The following is a 17,472-nucleotide window of genomic DNA, read 5'->3' on the forward strand; positions in this document are numbered from 1 at the left end:
TTTACACATCTCTGCCCCTTAAACGGATCAGGGAGGACGAAAAGATACGGCCTACTCAAATATATTTTATTCATTTGCCTGAAAGAGTTCTCTAATAGTGTATTCTTCAGGAAGCCGGCTCAAACCTTCCCGGTTTATGCTCCGACTGTGAAAAACTGGCCCAGGCACAGCTCCCCGTCCTCTGTTTTTTCCCTTTCCTCATAAGGAAACCCATTCGTGCTGAATACCTTCTTCCAGAAGCTTACCGCCCTCTTGTTTTCCGCTAGCTGCTCAACATAGTAAGTCCCTTTATGCTTCTGAAACAATACATCGAGAGCCTCTTCAGCAGCCCCCTTCCCCCTGTATGGATGAAAAAGAAACATATCATTGATGCAGAAATCGGCCTTTTTCAGGAAAGGTTTTTCCAGAAACAGCAGGAAGCCGGCAATCTCTTCCCCGTATTTGATGAGATGAACCGAAATGCCCGGTGTATCCCAAATGGCATCGAACGAGTCAAACTCAAATGTACCGTGGCCATTCGGCATAAGTGAGGATGAATATTGTGACAAGTCGTGCAGGTAAAAGCTGTACAGGTTCCGGACAATTTCCTTTTTTGAAGCATCTGCTGCGGCTAAAGTTGTATTCATAAATAATCCCCTCTTTTTTTGTCAGACTATTAAAATAATATAAGGTTACCGGTGTTTCAGCAAGGTTTATCCATATAAAAACCGGGCCATCCAGCCCGGCAGCTTTCTCTATGAACTTACCATCGTCCCGCCGTTGATATGAAGCACCTGCCCGCTCATATAGCGGGAGTCGTCGGAGGCAAGGTAAACATACGCCGGCGCCAGCTCAAACGGCTGGCCGGCCCTTTTCATCGGCGTATCCGTGCCGAATTCTGATACCTTCTTCGCGGAGAAGCTGGCGGGGATGAGCGGTGTCCAGATAGGACCTGGCGCTATGGCATTCACCCGGATCCCTTTTTTCTCAAGCGACAATGACAAGGACCTTGTAAAGGTTACAATCGCACCTTTTGTCGAGGAATAGTCAATCAGATCTTTATGGCCTTCGTAGGCCGTAACGGACGCTGTATTGATGATGGAGCCCCCTGCCTTCATATGGGGAAGAACGGCTTTTGTTAAGTAGAAAAACGCGAAAATATTGGTTTCAAAGGTGTCGAAGAGCTGTTCCCTTGTGATATCGAGAATGCTTTTCTGCACAAATTGGACGCCGTGGTTATTGACGAGGATATCAATCCTGCCGAATTGGCGGAGCGATTGTTCGACAATTTCCTGGGAAAAGTTTTCCCTCCTCATATCGCCGGCGATAAAAAGACTTTCCCCGCCAAGCTCCCGGATCCTTTCCTGTGTTTCCCTGGCATCCTGATGCTCATTCAGGTAGACAACGACGACTTTGGCGCCTTCCTTTACAAACGCGTAAGCCGCCGCACGGCCAATCCCGCTGTCCCCTCCGGTGATGATGGCGACCTTCCCTTTCAGTTTTCCTGACCCCCGATAGTCGGGGTCCTCCGAAATCGGTCTTGGCACCATCTTATATTCCAGGCCGGGCTGTACATCCTGATGCTGCGGCGGGAAAGACAGCGGCTTTTCTTTGCATTCCTCTTTTTTTCCGTAATAAGGATAGACTGGATACATGATCACCACTCCTGTTCATAGGCATATGACTATCCAGTGTATTCTGTGGATGCCCACTTGGTGAAAAGAGAAGGTTAAGGAGCAAAAGAAGGAAAAATTAGAATATTACAGAAACTATATAGGTATTGTTTTTTAAAGGGGGAATTAATATGAAAGCTGTCGTCTCACTTTTTAACCGGATCATGCAGCGGTATTTGCCGGATCCATTCCTGTTTGTGGTGATCCTGACCTTCGCCGTTTTCGGCCTGGGGCTCATCTTTACAGACAACGGCCCGTATCAGATGGTCCAGTTCTGGGGAGGCGGGTTCTGGGGGCTCCTGACATTCTCGATGCAAATGGTACTCGTGCTGGTGACGGGCCATGTGCTGGCAAGCAGCCGCCTTTTTAAAAAGGGCCTTGGCTCATTGGCAGGACTGGCCAAATCTCCGGGGCAGGCCATCATCCTTGTCACTGTCATCTCCATGCTCGCGAGCTTGATCAACTGGGGTTTCGGCCTTGTGATCGGTGCACTTTTTGCCAAAGAGCTGGCGAAAAAGGTCAAAAATGTAGATTACCGGCTTCTGATTGCAAGCGCATACACCGGCTTTATCGTCTGGCATGGAGGCATTTCGGGTTCGATTCCGCTGACAATTGCAACAGCCGGGCATTTCTCGGAGGATCTGATCGGCATCATCCCGACCAGCGAGACCATCTTTGCTTTTTTTAATATTGCTATTATCCTGGGTATTTTCGTCATTATGCCGATTGTGAACAGAATGATGATGCCTTCCAGGGAGGATACCGTCGCAGTTGATCCTGCCCTGCTTGAGGAGGACCTGCCGGCCGCTGCCATTGAACAGGCTGCCCTGACGCCGGCAGACCGGCTTGAAAACAGTAAAATTCTTTCCATGCTGATCGGAATTTTTGGGCTTGTGTTCTTATTCTATTATTTTGCTACAAACGGATTTAAGCTCAATCTTGATATCGTAAACTTCCTGTTCCTGTTCCTGGGCATCCTCTTCCACGGGACTCCAAAGCAATTCCTGAACGCTACGGTCAATGCCGTGAAAGGAGCCAGCGGCATCATCATCCAGTTCCCTTTCTATGCCGGGATCATGGGAATGATGACGACTTCCGGGCTTGCGGCTGTGATGTCAGAGGCATTCGCGTCCATTTCCAATGACTTCACCTTTCCATTCTTCGCCTTCCTTTCCGCCGGCCTGGTCAATTTCTTTGTTCCCTCAGGAGGCGGCCAATGGGCCGTACAGGCGCCGGTCATGCTTGAGGCGGCACAAACGCTCGGTGTTTCAATACCGAAAACGGCCATGGCAGTCGCCTGGGGCGATGCCTGGACCAATCTGATCCAGCCTTTCTGGGCACTTCCCGCCCTTGCCATTGCAGGGCTGAAGGCCAAGGACATCATGGGCTACTGCGTGTTTGCTTTATTTGTAAGCGGTATCATTATATCGCTGGGAATGCTGTTTCTATAAGACTTCCGAAAACCCGCTCCGGCGGGTTTTTTTCATGCGGCCGCTTCCTGCTTATGGCCGGGGCAGCGGCGTGGCTATAATAGACTTAAGCAATTTTTTATAAAAACAGCTTGCATCTCACGCTGCGTGAGGTTTTATGATAAAGACAGATAGATTAAGGGAGATGAAGAGATGGCTGGCAAATACTCAATCGGTCAATTTTCAAAAAAAACCGGCACCACGATCAGGACACTCCATTATTATGATGAAATCGGCCTCCTGGAGCCAACCGAAATAACAGACTCTGGGCGCCGCTATTATTCCGACCCTGATTTCACCGTGCTCCAGCGGATTGTGACACTAAAATACCTCGGCTATTCCCTCGAGCAGATCAAAGGGATGCTCCAGAATGAAAAATGGAGCCTAAAGGATTCCCTCGCCTTCCAAAGAGCAGAGATGATCCGGAAGAAGGAAGAAGTCGAAGGGGTCATCCGGGCTTTGGACCGTGCCCTCTATGTGATGGAAGATCAAGGCGAGGTGGATGCGGGCGTCTTCATTTCACTCATCAACACCATCCACCGGGAGGACGAGCAGAAGGAATGGCTGAAGAGCATCCTTCCTGAGGAAAGAGTGGATTCCCTTTACGCCATTCCTGAGGAGAAACAGCGGGAATATGAAAGCAGATGGGTTTCCATTTCAATGAAACTGAAGGAGCTTGCAGGTTCAGACCCTGCCTGCAGGGAAGTTCAGTCTTTAATAAAGGCAATAATGGAGATAGTAGATGAAATCTCAGGAAATGATCCTTCGCTTCTGAAAGAACTCAGTTTGGTGGATTTCGGCGATAATGATGACGGCGGCCTTTTCCATATCCCCTTCTCCCCTGAAGAGGAAAAATGGCTTGCAGCTGCACTTGGTCTGTATCTGGAGCAGAAAGGAATGAATTTTGATGAAGAGAAATGAGGAGCCTGCAATCAAGCAAGGAAGCTGGAAAGCATTCTGGAGCCTGCTGAAGGACTCTAAGCCGCCGCGCTGGATCCTGCTGTCGGCCATTATTCTCAGCATCCTGGAAACCGGTGCCGGGCTGATCGTCCCCCTGTTCACCAAGTCAATGGTCGACCAGCTGGCTGCCTCATCTTTGGAGGTGAGCGTCATACTGCTTCTGGCAGGTGCCTTCATCATCCAAACTGTCTCCTCCGGCTTTTCCTACTATTTCCTCAGCTATATCGGGGAAGCAGTTGTAGCATCCATCAGGAGGAAGCTTTGGGGGCAGATTCTCCATCTGCCGGTCCCTTTCTTTGACCAGCAGCAGTCGGGCGAAACGATGAGCCGGGTCACTCAGGATACGAATATTGTCAAAAACCTTATCACACAGCATTTGATTTCATTTCTGACCGGGATCATTTCCATCATCGGCTCCGTAATCATCCTTCTCCTGATCGACTGGAAGATGACTCTTGTGATGATCATTGCCGTACCGCTGGCCATTGCTATGATTATGCCGCTGGGGCAGAAGATGTATAAGATTTCAAGGGCAACCCAGGATGAAATGGCCAGTTTTTCCGGCAACCTCGGGCGGGTCCTTGCAGATATCCGCCTTGTTAAAGCTTATCATGCTGAAAAAGCAGAGCAGGAGAGCGGTAACAAGGGAATACGGCATTTATTCCAATTTGGGCTGAGGGAAGCGAAAATCCAGGCAGTCATTTCCCCCTTCATGACCTTTATCATGATGTTCGTGCTCGTCATCCTGATCGGCTATGGCGGCGTCCGCGTTGCTTCAGGCGCCCTGTCGGCCGGCTCGCTCGTCGCGATCATCATTTATATGTTCCAGATTGTCGTCCCTTTCAGCCAGATGGCATCCTTCTTTACAGCATTCCAGAAGGCTGTCGGGGCAACAGAAAGGATCCAGCATATATTTGACACCGAAAAAGAAGTGGATAAAGGCACGGAGGCTGTGGCCAATCCAAGCCAGGATATCACTTTTGAGAAGGTCAGCTTCGCTTACAAAGAGAAGGAGATCCTTGGCCAGGCATCACTTACTGTACCTGCCGGAAAGACCACGGCGATCGTCGGCCCGAGCGGAGGCGGAAAGACCACCCTGTTCGCCCTGCTGGAGCGCTTCTACCTGCCGCAGACAGGCCGGATTCTTCTTGGGGATCAGGACATCAGCTCCTTCCGCCTTCATTCATGGCGGTCATCCATCGGTTATGTTTCCCAGGAAAGTCCGATCATGTCAGGCACCATCCGCGATAATATTGCTTATGGAATGGAGCGGGAGGTGCCTGATGAGGAAATTGAAAGAGCTGCAGGGCTCGCCAATGCCTCAGAATTCATCGATGCCCTGCCTGATGGTTTCAATACACAGGTCGGTGAGCGCGGCATCAAGCTTTCAGGCGGCCAAAGGCAGCGGATTGCCATTGCACGGGCGCTGATCCGCAATCCCCGCATCCTGCTGCTTGATGAAGCCACATCCAATCTCGACAGCACATCAGAGCATCTTGTCCAAAAAGCACTGGAGCACTTGATGGAAGGACGCACCACCCTTGTGATTGCCCACCGGCTCTCCACTGTTGTGGATGCCGATCAGATTGCCATACTGGAAAACGGAAGCATTACCGGGACCGGCACACACCAGGAACTGTATGAAAAACACTCTTTATACAGGGAGCTCGCAGAGCAGCAGCTATCAGACCGCTCTGCCGCCTTAGGAGGCTGACTTTCCAGGTCAGTCTCTTTTTTTATAAATATATTCTTTGGGAAATAGGTTTAAAAACAAGGGAATCCGTGGAATTTAATAGAAGTGGGTTGGCAATTCATACAGGATGAATTAAAATAACCTTTGTCTCATAAATATAAATTGTATTAAGGGTGAATGTTTTGATAGAATCTGCAGCGAGGAAAAAAGCATCAGGTAAAAGCTTTATGCTCTTCCTCATTCCTTCATTGATCGGCATCAGCTTATTTATGCTTCCTATTTCTTATAAAGGCGAAGTGACCATTCCCATCGCCATTTTATCAGGCCTTGTCCAGGACCTTCTGGCAGCCTATCTGCCGGCCATTATGACTGTGATCATTTTTCTGACTTTTGCAGGCACACTGCTGGCAAAGCTTGTAAAGCCTGCCTTCATCAGCAGAAGCGCGTTTTTCACTGCCCTGTTCGATGTTCCGGCGATCTGGTTTGCCGCAAGAGTGCTCGGCGCCATCTTTGCATTAATGACTTTTTACCAGATTGGCCCTGAATGGGTATGGTCTGAGAATACAGGAGGGCTTCTGCTTTACGATCTCCTTCCGGTCTTATTTTCAGTATTTTTATTCGCTGGTTTATTCCTGCCGCTCCTTTTGAACTTTGGGCTGCTCGAGCTTTTCGGCTCCCTCCTGACAAAGGTGATGAGGCCCTTGTTCAGGCTGCCGGGCCGCTCTTCAGTTGACTGTGCGGCATCCTGGCTCGGTGACGGCACGATCGGTGTCCTTTTGACGAGCAAGCAGTATGAGGAAGGCTTTTATACAAAAAGAGAAGCGGCTGTCATCGGCACAACCTTCTCTGTTGTCTCGATCACCTTCAGCCTTGTTGTTATTTCCCAGGTTGGTCTCGAGAAACATTTTGTGCCGTTTTACCTGACCGTCCTTGCAGCCGGGATTGTGGCAGCGCTGATTTGTCCAAGAATCCCGCCGCTGTCGACCAAACCGGATACCTATGTTACAGAGGAAGCGCCACAGCTCGATGAAACCATTCCTAAAGGCTATAACCCCCTTAGCTGGGGTGTTGCACAAGCAACAGCCAAAGCGGCAACAAACCGCGGCATCAAGCAGTTCTTTGAGCAGGGTGCGAAAAATATCCTCGATATGTGGATGGGTGTCGCGCCGATCGTTATGGCGCTCGGGACATTGGCGCTGATTGTGGCGGAATTCACGCCAATCTTTAAGATTGCAGGCATGCCGTTCATACCTCTCCTGGAGCTTATGCAGGTGCCTGAGGCGAAGGCAGCCTCAGAGACGCTCGTCGTCGGCTTTGCGGATATGTTCCTGCCATCTGTCATTGGAAGCGGAATTGAGAGCGAGATGACCCGCTTTATCGTTGCATGTACATCTGTTACACAGCTGATTTATATGTCAGAAGTCGGCGGACTCCTGCTTGGAAGCAAGATCCCTGTCTCTCTGAAAGATCTGATCATCATTTTCCTTGAACGGACCATCATTACCCTGCCGGTCATCGTGCTGGCAGCGCATCTTATTTTTTAACGAAGCGAAGACCCCTTCAGGATGACTGAAGGGGTCACTTTTATTCAATAACGATTCTCATGTACAGCGGAAGGAGCGGATCCGATTAGTGTCTGTTCCATAATATTCCCAGCGGAACCTTCTCCACCTCCAGCCGGCTACAGAAGTCCTGCCGACGAATGTTGGATAGAACCAGAAGCTTCTGCCGTTATTCAGCCATAAATAGGTGAACCGGTATAAGCAGCCTCTGATGGCGCCGGGATCGACGGCAAAGACGGAGGCAGACTGTGTCTGGAGTTCAGGCGTAAAGGATGGAGGCGGGCTGCTTGGCGGTCCTCCCGCCTGCCCCTGGGCTTCTCCTCCCCCAGGGAATCCTGGCTGGCCTCCTCCACCTGGGAACCCGGGCTGGCCTCCGCCTCCCGGAAAGCCTGGCTGGCCAGGGAATGGCGTCCCTCCCGGAAAACCAGGCTGTCCCGGGAATGGTGTCCCTCCTGGAAAACCGGGCGGGAAAGGAAAGCCTGGCTGGCCCCCGCCCCCTGGGAATACATTAAATCTTTCCGGCGGCTGCTGCAGGTCTGCCTGAGGCAAAGGATAATACTGTCCTTGATAAGGGTAATAATTCAATGAGTCGTTCCCCTTTCTGCTTTCAGTTAATCGGCATAGATCGGATGAGGAGTTTCAATACGAAGAATCTTCTCCTCAATCCTGCCGCGGATAGTGTCCACAATTGAATAATCCATGGCTTCCGAATAAATCTTCTCCAATTCATCATTCAGCCTCTTGGCGTCTGCCAGACAGCCTGTTGCCTCTTTCATCTTCGCTTTATATTTAGCGGCAATTTCTTTGATTTCATCAGCAAAAATCTCATCCGTTCCAGGGGCGATCAGCTGTTCATACATATCAATGATTTCATCCCCATCCCTGCTCGGGAAATATTCATGGGGGGCCGTACTGTCGAATATCGCAAGGCCAAGCTCACGGATAATCAGCATGTCAAGGCTATTGGGATCAAAGCCGCAATGATAGACTTCAATATCAAAGCCGCGCTTTTCCGCCTCCGCAGCCAGCTTTTTCAAAAGCGTTGATTTGCCTGAGCCTGGACGGCCTTTGATGAAGTAACGCTTATGGATATCAAGAGTCAGGTTCGGGATGCAGTCTACCGCTCCATTTGGCGTTGCAGCACCCAAAAATCTATGCTTGACGGAAGAGATCTTATTCAGGGTCATTTTGCCGAAAAATACCTGTATCAGCCTTGAAGTAAGCTGGTTTGCCTTCTCAAAGTCCATGCTGTCGATATAGAATTTTTCCCAGTCATCATGGATTTTCAATGCCTCTGCAAAATTGCTGTAAGCCTGTTTATAGCATGCTTTGATCTTGCTGTTAAGCCTGAGTATCATCCCTTTCTGGGTGGCCAGCTGGGCCGAGTCCCACGCTTCCCCAAGATTGACATACTCCTCTATGGCACCAGGCGCTTTCGGTTCAATGACCTGCGGCGCAGTGCCGTCTACAATTCCGATCTTCAAAGCAGGGATGATTACCCCGCTGACAGAGTCATTGTCCGATGGACTGTGGATGAGCTCAATGTTAAAGCCTTTGTCGAGCCATTTAGAGCCGATGCCTTTCATGAGTGTCGATTTCCCGGTACCTGGTCCGCCCTTAAGTATAAATAAACGCGATAAATCCTGAAGATTGGATTCATAAAGGCTATGAAAGCCTCTTGCGGTATTGCCGCCTGCAAAATAGTCGATCTTTTTTCCAGCCACACTCACACATCCTTTTTCAGTTGATTGCTGAATGGTCCTGCCTCTTTACTGTATGCTGGGACTGCCGTATGGGTGAACGCCCAGGTGCAGAAATTTGCCGCTGGAGGATGTACTTTTTTTAGGGACAAAATAAAAAGCCCCAACAGTGCAGAGGCTTTGAGGTGCTGCTATTCCTTTACAAGGTCCTTCCATTCGGCTCTGATCAATTCCTTCAGTCCCTTAGGCGCAAGTTCAATCTGAAGGCCGATCTTCCCGCCGCTGACGATGATGGTTTCGAGCTGCTCCCCCTGTGAATCAATAAAGGCGGGGTACAGCTTTTTCATGCCGACAGGCGAGCAGCCGCCGCGGATATAGCCTGTGAGCTTCTGAATATCCTTCACCGGCGCCATTTCCACCTTTTTCTCGCCTGCTGCTTTGGCAGCTTTTTTGAGATCGAGCTCTGCACCAACCGGAATAATGAAGACATAGACATTCTTGCCGGCCTGGGCAACCAGTGTTTTATAGACCAAGTCCGGATCCCTGCCGATTTTTCCGGCAACCGAAACGCCGTCAATCTTGCCGTCCTTGCTGTCATAGGCTAAAGAACTGTACTCCATCTTTGCTGCATCCAGCAGCCTCATTGCATTCGTTTTTCCCTGAGCCATTGCTTTTCCCTCCTGGAGCATTTTTTCTCTATAGTAGCATTTCCAATAGGTTCCAGGCACCTTTGAAACAGATTTTGGGGAGGGGTTCTTCTAAGAACTGGTCTATAAGGCGGTATAGGTGCCTGTCACCCAAATACCGCACTTCTGGCCGGGCATTCGGGGCGGCCGATGGAGATGTAGCGGATATTTGCGGATTCTGCTTCCTGCAGTGTATAACAATTTCTGCCGTCCAGGACGAGGGAATCTTTCATGTATTCTTTGTAGGCGCTGAGCGGGAAATGGCGTATTTCAGCCCATTCGGTTGTAATGAAGGCCAGATCTTTTCCGTGGATGGCCTCATGAATGGATGCCGCAAAATGAACACTGTCCGGCAGGACTCCCATAGCCCTGCTGGATGCTATTGGATCATAGACCGAGACGCTGGCCCCTTCATCCACAAGATCCCGGATCAGTTCAATGGAAGGAGCTTCACGGATATCATCAGTATTCGGTTTGAAGGCCAGCCCTAACACAGCCGCATTTCTTCCGGCCAGAGACATGATGCTTTTGGCTTTTTGCAGCAGCACTTTCTTTTGTATCGCATTGACTTCCATGAGTGCTTTCAGGATCCGGAACTCATATTGATGTTCCTCAGCCATCATACCCAGCGCTTTTGTATCCTTTGGGAAACAGGATCCTCCAAATCCGGCTCCTGCCTGGAGAAACCGGCTGCCTATGCGCTTATCCAGCCCCATTCCTGCTGCCACAGCATCAATATTCGCCCCCATTCTTTCGCATAAGTGGGACATTTCATTAATATAGCTGATTTTGGCTGCCAGGAAGGCATTTGAAGCGTATTTTGCCAGCTCAGCGCTCTTGGCATCCATATGGATAATGGGCACAGAGAATGGTGCATAAATTTCCTCAACCGTTTTTGCTGCCTTAAAGCTGTCTGATCCGATGATGATTCTGTCTGCCTGGAAGGTATCCCTGATTCCTGATCCTTCACGCAGGAATTCAGGATTCGAGACAATATGGACCGGGATGGCGAGATTCTGCTTGAAAAAAGCCCGAAGCTTCTCATTGGTCCCGACCGGAACTGTACTTTTAATGGCAATGATTGTCTCATGCCTAAGTTTATCGGCAATCATCCCGCATGCACTGTAGATAAAACCCAGATCTGCAGAGCCATCCTCTTTTTCCGGTGTCCCGACTGCGAGAAAGATGCATTCGGGCGACTTATAGGCAATCTCCGGATCAGAAGTGAAGGAAAGCTTTCCTTCTTTCATATTCTGGCCGATCATTGCCTCCAATCCAGGCTCATAGATTAAAGGAACACCGGACGAGAGTGCGGCTGTCTTCTCTTCGTCATGGTCATAGCATATAACCCTGTGCCCTTTCTCCGCCAGGCATACACCTGTCACAAGCCCCACATATCCTGTTCCGGCAATTGTTATATTCATAGAGCGGCTCCCTGCCGGTTCATGAGCATCTCTTCAAGGTAAACAATCAGGTCTGTCCTTATGTCAGCCTGCAGCATAGCCATCTCAATGTTCGCTTTCAAAAAACCCATCCTGTCGCCGATATCATAGCGATTGCCTGACAGCACCACTCCATACACCGGTGTGATTCCTGCTAAAAAACGGATAGCGTCTGTCAGCTGTACTTCCTTATTGGCACCCGGCGGGAGAGTTTCCAGGATGGAGAATATCTCAGGCGGGAGAATATAGCGCCCCATTAAGGCATAGCTGGAAGGCTCCAGCCCTTTAGGAGGTTTTTCCACAAGGCTTTTGAGCTTCATGAGCTGCCTGTCGATAAATTTTTCCGGTTCCACTACTCCGTATTTGCATAGTTCTTCCGCAGCGACCTCCTGTACACCTGCTACAGTGCCCCCATATTGATGATGGGCCTGCAGCAGTTCTGACAGACAAGGGCGTTCCCCTTGGAACACATCGTCCCCCAGCATGACGGCAAAGGGTTCGGCACCGATATAGCTGCGCGCGCAATAAATGGCATCTCCCAGCCCCTTAGGCTCTTTCTGCCTCACATAATGAATGTTGGCGAGGTTAGAGACAGCTTTGACCGCCTCCAGCAGCTCATGCTTGTTCTGTTTGGCCAGCGTTTCTTCAAGCTCATAGGATTTATCAAAATGATCCTCAATCGCCCTTTTTCCGCGCCCGCTGATAATGATGATATCTTCAATCCCCGAGGCAGCCGCCTCCTCGACAATATATTGGATGGCAGGCTTGCCGGCGATCGGCAGCATTTCTTTGGGCTGGGCTTTTGTTGCCGGCAGGAATCTGGTCCCCAGACCGGCTGCTGGAATGATGGCTTTGCGAACGTACATGATTTACCCCCTAGAATGATATTGGTGCTTCTTTCCACTACCATAGGATCCCTCATGATGATCTGTACACAAACTAGCAAATAAGGTCTTTCATCCTTCAGTATAAAAGGCAAAGCTTAAAGCTTTATCAACTCTGTGCAAAGAAATTGTTAAGATAAGCGACACGTGCCTTTGCGCGGCTGGAGAGAACAAAAAAACCTTATCCTCTGGGTGGGAATTAAGGGGGTTCAAACGTATGAAAGTGGTATAGGTGCCTGTCACATTTTAAAACAAAAACCCCCGTCCCGAATGGGATTGGGGGCTGCAACTGGTATAGAAGTGGTATAGGTGCCTGTCACCTTAAACGGTATACCCGAGCTTCGTAAGGCTTCAGAGTAATGCTTTTCCCTTCCGCTTCTGCTGCCGGATAGTTGTTCAGGAGCAGATTTTCCGGTTTTAGGTTGAAGTCGCTTGTAAACGCTGCTTCTTTTGCAGACAGATTGGTAATGATGATGACCTGATCGTCTTCTAATGTGCGTGTATAGGCATAGATCTGCTTGTCATCTTCAAGGAGCAGGTCATATTGTCCATAGGTAAAGACTTCATTGGCCTTTTTCAAAGAGATCATTTTTTTATAGAAAGACAGAATGGACTCTTCATCTTTTTCCTGCTTTTCAACATTGATGTTTGTGTAATTGCTGTTCACTTTCATCCAAGGGCTTCCGCTGCTGAAGCCGGCATTGGCTGTGCTGTCCCACTGCATCGGTGTCCGGCTGTTGTCGCGGGACGAGGCCCAAATAATCTCCATGATTTCCTGGTGGCTCTTGCCTTCTTCTGTTTTAAGCTTGTAAAGATTCTTTACGGCCACATCGTCATAATCATCAATGGAAGGGAACTGGACATTCGTCATCCCGATCTCCTGGCCCTGGTAGATGAAAGGCGTCCCCTGCATCAGGAAATACATCGCAGCCATCGAGGTGGCGCTTTCCCGCCAGAATTCCTGGTCATTGCCCCATGTCGATACAACACGCGGCTTATCATGGTTTTCAATGAATAATGCATTCCAGCCGTCTTTTTCGAGGCCCTTCTGCCAGCGGGTCAGCACCTTTTTCAGCTCGACAATATCCAGCTCAGGATTTGTTTCCGCATCCCACAGACCAAGGTGCTCAAATTGGAAGATCATATCCATCTTTCCGTTTTCAGAGCCTACCCATAAGTCTGCTTCGTCCACGGTGACGCCATTTGCTTCACCGACTGACATGCTGTCATAGTTTGCATACGTTTTTTCCTTGAACTCCTGAAGGAACTCATGGATGCCTTCCTGGTTCATATGCATATCAAAGGAAGACACATACTTCTTATTTTCCGGATTCGGCAGGTCAGGCATGCCGGGGCGTTTCTTGATATGGCTGATGGCATCGATCCTAAAGCCATCGATTCCTTTTTCCAGCCACCAGTTCACAACATCATAAAGCGCCTCACGGACATCGCTGTTCTCCCAGTTTAAGTCCGGCTGCCTTCTTGAGAATACATGGAGGAAATATTGCTGAGTCCATTCATCCCATTCCCATGCAGAGCCTCCGAAAATACTTTCCCAGTTATTCGGTTCAGCACCCTGTTTGCCGTCCCGCCAAATGTACCAGTCCCGCTTTGGAGAGGTCCCGGAAGAACGTGATTCAATGAACCATGGATGCTCATCACTTGTATGATTGAGGACCAGATCAATGATCAGCTTCATGCCCCGCTGATGGACCTCTTCGAGAAGCCTGTCGAAATCGGCCATCGTCCCGAAATCCTCCATGATGTCCTGATAATCGGAGATATCATAGCCGTTGTCATCGTTCGGCGATTTATAGACAGGACAAATCCAGATTACATCGATGCCAAGATCCTTTACATAATCAAGCCTTTCAATGATTCCCTGAAGATCGCCGATTCCGTCTCCATTTGAATCCTGAAAGCTGCGGGGATATATTTGATAGCCTACTGCTTCTTTCCACCAGATTTTTTTCATATGAACACCCTCAAGTAATTAATGTTTGTATGCGCAAACGTTTGCATTAATGGGTAAAAAAAACGGCATACATCTATACGTAGTGTAACGCTTACATAGAATTTAATCAATACGAAAGTGAAGCGCCAGCATAGGAAAATATGACCCTTTGATAATAGAATGGACGACTCAGCAAAAAACCGGCCATCCTCTTGGATGCCGGCCTACACAGCTTCAGCGGTTTCTGTCTCAAGCAGCTCCATATAGGGCTGAAGCGAATGATATATGATGGTTTTTACAAAAGCGATATTAATATGCCCCAATAGTTTTTCTGCAAATTCCCAAGCGTTTTCTTCAATGCGGAGAGCAAGCTGGTTTCTTTCCAGCGAGGTGGCTGCAAGGTCAAAATGATCTGCAAGCTCCCCGAGCTCCCGGTCTTCGGCATGGCCGATTTCATGTGCGCAAACGACTGCAAAATAATCTTCAAAATGGTCAAGCGAGGAAAAAATCTGCTGGCACTGCTTTTTAATTTCCTCGGTATATAATGTAATGGTATGGGTCCCCATGCTGTATTTTCCACCCGCAAAACGGTTTCCCCCGAAATAATCCTCCAAAACGACAACGGCCGTGCTTCCCGCTTTTTCAAGAAGCTCATCAACGATTAGTTCAAGCCTTTTATTCGCCATTCTTACACCTTTCTTTGCAAATAAGCTAATAATCCATCACAGCGAAAGAAAGGGAAACAAATCCTTTACCCCATTAACTCTGTAATGAAACATTATCTTACCATTATTTTTGTGACTTTGCACCCTTTTTATCCATATACTGTATGGCACAGGCAGAATGGAACAGGAGGGATACCGGAAACATGAAGCCATCATATCAGGATGCCCTTGCTTTTTTCGGAATGGGCGGCGCTCACCCGGGCGGTTTGGCTTTGACGAAAAGAGTTTTGGGAATGGAACAGCTCTCAGGCAAGGCAAAGGTGCTTGATGCAGGCTGCGGCACAGGGCAGACAGCTGCCTTCATAGCCAAATCCTTCAAATGCCAGGTAACAGCGATCGACCGCCATCCACTGATGATTGGCCAGGCAAAGAAAAGATTTGCCCAGGAAGGCCTGGCAGTCAATGCCCTTAGGGAAAATATCGAGAATCTATCTTTTGCTGATAATAGCTTTGACTATATTATCGCCGAATCTGTCATTATTTTTACTAACATTGAACAATCTTTGAAAGAAATTAAACGGGTTCTTAAGCCAGGCGGTATATTTCTTGACCTTGAAATGACGGCTGAGGAGCCATTGAATGCTCAGGAGAAAAACCAAATCCAGAGTGTATACAGCATCAAGCGCCTGCTGACAGAGGGAGAATGGCTGCAGGCTTATACATCAGAAGGTTTCCGGTCCCCAAGGACGGTAGCGGCCAATTCCATTTATACTGAAATCATCAACTCGCCGTGGGATCAGCAGCCGGAAATCGCCAACCCGCACCTTGTCAATCCGAAATACGAGCATATACTGATTGAGCACCAAAAGCTGCTGGCCATCTATGCCGAGCGCCTGGGATACCGGGTATACCGGATGCAGAAATAGACGCGATTATACAATCTATGCATAAAGCTGGCATTGTATGTATAGTGTCCACCCGGGGAGCACAGCGGCAGTTGCTTTGTTCATTATAGCGAACATCTGAACATAAAGAGACCCCCGCCTTTTGCATAGCAGGGGTTTCTTTATTCATTATTTATTTTCCTCCGCCAGAATGGACTTATGGATCCAAATCGCTGCCTGGGATCCGTCTCCCATCGCAATGGTCACTTGTTCTGAATGGGCAACTACATCTCCCGCAGCCCATACGTTCTTGACATTGGTCATCTTGGAACGCGGATTGACGTTTATATGCTTGTTTTCAAGCCTTTCCACTCCAAGCTGCTTTGCCAGGTCTGACTTGACTTCATTCCCTCCAAATGCCGTAAATCCCCGCTCCCCCATAACCTTCCGGCCATTCTCAAGCAGAAACCCCTGGATGTTCGCCCCGTCAGTTATGGCTTCCGCGATTGGTTCTTCGATATATTCAATATTCAGCTCATGCAACTTGCCCATCAGCTCCTGGCTGACTTCTTTCTTCTCATGATTGATAAAGACCAATTCATCTGTCCAGTAGGAAAGCGTCACAGCCATATTGGCCCCAGGATTGCCAGAGCCAATCACAATCGTCCTTTTATCTTTCACCTCATAGCCGTCGCAGTCCGGACATACATACACACTGACGCCGAGCGTTGGATAAAGATTCGGGAATTCCGGGATTCTGTCCATAACCCCCGTTGATAACAGCAGCCTTTCGGACTCCAGCTGCCCGCCTTCCTCAAGGGTAATTTTAAACCCGCTCCCCTCTTTCTCCGCCTTCTCTGCTTTTCCCAGCTTAAATTCCACTCCAAGCTTTTCTGCATGAGACCGCCCGATGTCCCTGAGCTCCTGGCCGCTGACCCCATCAGGATACCCAAGGATATTATGATAGCTTTTGCAGATGGTCGACCGCCCATGGTTTGAGTCCACAACCAGCACCTTATGTTTATACCTTCCCAATTGAATCGCAGCCTGCAGGCCCGCAATCCCTCCTCCGATAATGATGCAATCGTATGTCATTCTATGGCCTCCTTGTGCCTTTTAGGTATCTACAGGTAATTTACCCGCATTAGGGCGCTATTAACGCACAGAAATGCTATTTTGGCTGATGCCGCAAAGAAACGAGACCTATAATTATACTGACCGGCATCTTCTGTCAAGTTTAATGGAATTGTCAAAAAATAATAACTTTTATCCATTTGTTCCCTTCCAGGAAATGTTACACTATTTAATACCATCTGTTATAGATCGGAGGATTTATGAAAGCTAAAAAGACACAAAGACTTGTGATGAGGTCGATCATTTTATTGATTCTATTCTTTGCAGCAGGATACACTTTATATCAGAATGTTTTTTCAAAAGAATCTGAAACAAAAGCTATGCTAAATGAAGAAGCTCCTGACTTTGCACTTCAAAACCTGGATGGCGAGAGAACCAAATTAAGCGAATACATCGGGAGACCTGTCTTGGTCAACTTTTTCGCCACCTGGTGCGCACCCTGTAAAAATGAGATGCCCGCAATTCAGACCACTTATGAAGAATTTAAGGATGACGGGTTTGTGGTGCTGGCAGTCAATCTGAGCGAACCACAAATTTCGGTGAAAAACTTAAAAGAGCAACTGGGAATAGACTTTCAAATTCTATTAGATAAGAATAATGCAGTTGAAAGCATGTACGATGTTCATAAGATCCCGTCCAGCTTCTTTATAGACTCTTCAGGTGAAATTGCCAGAGTGTACGAAGGAGAAATGAGCAAAGAAGATTTGAATGACTGGGTAGGTGAATTGGTTGATTAGACAAGATCAACTTCTGCCCTTGTTACCAGCGTCCTATAGGCAAAAAAAGA

General features: G+C 48.6%; 16 protein-coding genes. 6 read left to right on the forward strand and 10 right to left on the reverse strand.

Annotated features, from left to right (window positions below):
• Positions 1-134: 134 nt before the first annotated feature.
• On the reverse strand, positions 135-626 hold the full coding sequence (locus tag ACQCVH_RS07440; RefSeq protein ID WP_426835103.1) for a GNAT family N-acetyltransferase: 492 nt from the start codon (positions 624-626) through the stop codon (positions 135-137).
• Positions 627-734: 108 nt separating this feature from the next.
• The gene (locus tag ACQCVH_RS07445; protein WP_426835104.1) at positions 735-1,634 is read right to left on the reverse strand and encodes an SDR family oxidoreductase; all 900 of its coding nucleotides are present in this window, start codon (positions 1,632-1,634) and stop codon (positions 735-737) included.
• A 149-nt stretch (positions 1,635-1,783) separates the two neighbouring features.
• Between ACQCVH_RS07445 and ACQCVH_RS07450 the strand changes: the two genes are divergently transcribed.
• The 4 genes from ACQCVH_RS07450 (at position 1,784) to ACQCVH_RS07465 (ending at position 7,318) form a co-directional block, all read left to right on the forward strand.
• On the forward strand, positions 1,784-3,103 hold the full coding sequence (locus ACQCVH_RS07450; RefSeq protein WP_426835105.1) for a short-chain fatty acid transporter: 1,320 nt from the start codon (positions 1,784-1,786) through the stop codon (positions 3,101-3,103).
• A 171-nt stretch (positions 3,104-3,274) separates the two neighbouring features.
• Entirely contained in the window at positions 3,275-4,042 is a 768-nt protein-coding gene (locus ACQCVH_RS07455; RefSeq protein ID WP_426835106.1) for a MerR family transcriptional regulator, read from the forward strand.
• Positions 4,029-5,795, forward strand: coding sequence for an ABC transporter ATP-binding protein (locus tag ACQCVH_RS07460; RefSeq protein ID WP_426835107.1), 1,767 nt, complete (start codon positions 4,029-4,031; stop codon positions 5,793-5,795). The genes ACQCVH_RS07455 and ACQCVH_RS07460 overlap by 14 nt, the downstream gene beginning before the upstream one ends.
• Positions 5,796-6,001: 206 nt before the next feature.
• On the forward strand, positions 6,002-7,318 hold the full coding sequence (locus ACQCVH_RS07465; RefSeq protein WP_426835417.1) for a YjiH family protein: 1,317 nt from the start codon (positions 6,002-6,004) through the stop codon (positions 7,316-7,318).
• A gap of 57 nt (positions 7,319-7,375) precedes the next feature.
• On the opposite strand, the gene ACQCVH_RS07470 is transcribed toward ACQCVH_RS07465, so the two are convergent.
• The 7 genes from ACQCVH_RS07470 to ACQCVH_RS07500 form a co-directional block, all read right to left on the reverse strand.
• Positions 7,376-7,921: a hypothetical protein gene (locus tag ACQCVH_RS07470; protein WP_426835108.1), complete on the reverse strand. Its 546-nt coding sequence runs from the start codon at positions 7,919-7,921 to the stop codon at positions 7,376-7,378.
• A 26-nt stretch (positions 7,922-7,947) separates the two neighbouring features.
• On the reverse strand, positions 7,948-9,060 hold the full coding sequence (locus ACQCVH_RS07475; protein WP_426835109.1) for a PRK06851 family protein: 1,113 nt from the start codon (positions 9,058-9,060) through the stop codon (positions 7,948-7,950).
• A 167-nt stretch (positions 9,061-9,227) separates the two neighbouring features.
• Positions 9,228-9,704, reverse strand: a complete 477-nt coding sequence (ybaK, locus tag ACQCVH_RS07480) for a Cys-tRNA(Pro) deacylase (RefSeq protein WP_426835110.1) — start codon at positions 9,702-9,704, stop codon at positions 9,228-9,230.
• A gap of 125 nt (positions 9,705-9,829) precedes the next feature.
• Positions 9,830-11,146, reverse strand: a complete 1,317-nt coding sequence (locus ACQCVH_RS07485; RefSeq protein WP_426835111.1) for a UDP-glucose dehydrogenase family protein — start codon at positions 11,144-11,146, stop codon at positions 9,830-9,832.
• The gene (gene galU / locus ACQCVH_RS07490; protein ID WP_426835112.1) at positions 11,143-12,030 is read right to left on the reverse strand and encodes a UTP--glucose-1-phosphate uridylyltransferase GalU; all 888 of its coding nucleotides are present in this window, start codon (positions 12,028-12,030) and stop codon (positions 11,143-11,145) included. Before galU ends, ACQCVH_RS07485 begins: the two co-directional genes overlap by 4 nt.
• Positions 12,031-12,364: 334 nt before the next feature.
• Positions 12,365-14,023: a glycoside hydrolase family 13 protein gene (locus ACQCVH_RS07495; protein ID WP_426835113.1), complete on the reverse strand. Its 1,659-nt coding sequence runs from the start codon at positions 14,021-14,023 to the stop codon at positions 12,365-12,367.
• Positions 14,024-14,226: 203 nt separating this feature from the next.
• On the reverse strand, positions 14,227-14,688 hold the full coding sequence (locus ACQCVH_RS07500) for a hypothetical protein (protein WP_426835114.1): 462 nt from the start codon (positions 14,686-14,688) through the stop codon (positions 14,227-14,229).
• 182 nt (positions 14,689-14,870) lie between these two features.
• On the opposite strand from ACQCVH_RS07500, the gene ACQCVH_RS07505 reads away from it, so the two are divergent.
• A complete protein-coding gene (locus ACQCVH_RS07505; protein ID WP_426835115.1) occupies positions 14,871-15,593 on the forward strand; it encodes a class I SAM-dependent methyltransferase in 723 nt (240 codons plus the stop codon).
• Positions 15,594-15,740: 147 nt separating this feature from the next.
• Here ACQCVH_RS07505 and ACQCVH_RS07510 read toward each other — a convergent pair whose 3' ends face one another.
• A complete protein-coding gene (locus tag ACQCVH_RS07510; protein ID WP_426835116.1) occupies positions 15,741-16,646 on the reverse strand; it encodes an NAD(P)/FAD-dependent oxidoreductase in 906 nt (301 codons plus the stop codon).
• Between the two features lie 239 nt (positions 16,647-16,885).
• Between ACQCVH_RS07510 and resA the strand changes: the two genes are divergently transcribed.
• Complete coding sequence (gene resA / locus ACQCVH_RS07515; RefSeq protein WP_426835117.1) at positions 16,886-17,422, forward strand: thiol-disulfide oxidoreductase ResA; 537 nt, start codon at positions 16,886-16,888, stop codon at positions 17,420-17,422.
• The last annotated feature ends 50 nt before the right edge of the window (positions 17,423-17,472 follow it).

It is taken from the genome of Bacillus infantis (genome assembly GCF_050107595.1).
Classification (GTDB): Bacteria; Bacillota; Bacilli; order Bacillales; family Cytobacillaceae; genus Bacillus_AB; species Bacillus_AB infantis_C.